Source organism: Pseudohalioglobus lutimaris (assembly GCF_002866825.1).
Classification (GTDB): domain Bacteria; phylum Pseudomonadota; class Gammaproteobacteria; order Pseudomonadales; family Halieaceae; genus Halioglobus; species Halioglobus lutimaris.
Window position 1 is genome coordinate 1 of sequence record NZ_PKUS01000075.1, and the last position, 399, is coordinate 399.

Annotated in this window: 1 protein-coding gene; it reads right to left on the reverse strand. The window is 54.4% G+C overall.

The features are described 5' to 3' along the window. The coding region (locus tag C0039_RS20855; RefSeq protein ID WP_133126073.1) for an IS3 family transposase at positions 1–399 on the reverse strand (399 nt) is incomplete at both ends.

A 399-nucleotide genomic window follows, 5' to 3' on the forward strand; every position in this document is an offset into this window, starting at 1 on the left:
TGTGTTAGTTTTCTGCGCTTCCTTGGATTGTATGTCAGTTCGATGTATTCGAACACATCGGCCCTAGCCTCAGATCTGGTGGCGTATCGGCGGCGGTTAACCCGCTCCCGCTTTAGCAATCCAAAGAAGCTCTCGGCCGCTGCATTATCATAGCAACTGCCAACGGCACTCATACTGCAAGTGATATTGTGCCCAACCAGGAACTGCTGGTATTCATGGCTAGTGAACTGCGATCCGCGATCGGAATGCAGTACAACCTGCTCCTTGCTCTTCCGCTGCCACAAGGCCATCAGCACTGCCTGGATGACTAGCTGGCGGTCCATGCGGCCACTCATAGACCAACCAACAACCTGGCCGCAGAACAGATCCACGACAACCGTCAGGTAGAGCCAGCCTTCC